Raw genomic sequence first — 1272 nt, 5'->3', positions numbered from 1 at the left:
CCTATCGTGTGGACACATCTTTTTATTTACTTTGCACTTGATATGCGTCGAGAATTTACAGATTTAGGGGATCACCGTTTACTTTTAAGAGGGAATAAGATTTTAAATGATCTTTTTAGCCGGAGTGTTCATTCGATACGCCAACTTACAGATGATGATGCATCCGCAAAAGGCTTCTACCGTTTTCTCCTGAATGAACGGATAAGCGAGAATGAACTCTTGTCCAACCTTATTGGGAACTGTAAAGCAGCCTGTTCAGGCAGATATGTTATCTGCTTTCAGGACACTACCGAGATTAACCTTAGCAGTCACGGGAATAGGATAAATAAAACCAGTGGCCTAGGCACCACCAATGCAAACAAAGTTAAGGGGCTTGGCTTTTTTATACATCCAAGCCTGGTTGTTGATGCAGAGAACTGCATTCCCTATGGTTACTCCGACATTAAGATATGGAACCGGCCACTGGAGTTTAGCTCAAAATTTGAGCGTCAGTACCAATCGCTGCCTATAGAAGAGAAAGAATCCTATAAATGGATCGAGGCTTCGAACAATACCAAATCTGCATTAAGCGATGTTGTAAAGGGTATGCTGATTGTTCAGGACAGAGAGGGCGATATATATGAACAGTTTGCACTCATTCCAGATGGGCATACCGATCTATTGGTCCGGGCAAGATCCAACAGGACGCTGGCCGATAAGACCAAGCTTTTCGATTGTCTTTCCGCCTATGAGCCAGCAGGATACTACGAACTTCCTGTAGCGGCCAAGGGGAAACGGAAAAAGCGGACCGCTAAAATAGAGGTCAGGTATAGAGATATCGGGATAAAAAGCACAAAAGGTACCAGCAAGGGGCTGCCCGCTACAGTACCGCTGTTTATGGTAGAGGCAAAAGAGGTTGGCTACGCAGGAGAGGACAGTATCTGCTGGAGGTTGCTGACTACCCTTCCTGTAGAAAGTATCGAAATGGCAAAGGCCTGTATAGAATGGTACAGCTGGCGATGGACTATAGAGGAAGTATTCAAGATACTTAAGAAAGAGGGATACAATATAGAAGCATCGGAACTTGAATACGCCTCTTCGGTTAAAAAGCTTTCTATACTGATCATGGAAGTGGTGATCAAACTGTTTCTCATGAGACTCTCCTATGCAGAGCCTGAGATAGAACTCTCAGCAGATTCCTGTTTTACGGCACAGGAACAGGAGTTTCTTGATCATCGGATAATCCGTCTTGAAGGGAAAACCCAAAAGCAGAAAAACCCATATCAGGCAAAA

The 1272-nt window shown here is 44.0% G+C and carries 1 protein-coding gene; it reads left to right on the top strand.

The genetic code is table 11. The annotated features are described in order from the left end of the window. Nucleotides 1-42: 42 nt before the first annotated feature. Nucleotides 43-1272 (top strand): IS4 family transposase (locus EYS08_RS25570; RefSeq protein WP_131032713.1); only part of this gene is annotated, 1230 nt, incomplete at its 3' end.

It is taken from the genome of Pedobacter kyonggii, from assembly GCF_004310665.1.
GTDB classification, from domain to species: domain Bacteria; phylum Bacteroidota; class Bacteroidia; order Sphingobacteriales; family Sphingobacteriaceae; genus Pedobacter; species Pedobacter kyonggii.
The sequence above is the reverse complement of the archived record's forward strand: the minus strand, read 5'-3'. Positions and strand labels throughout refer to the sequence as shown.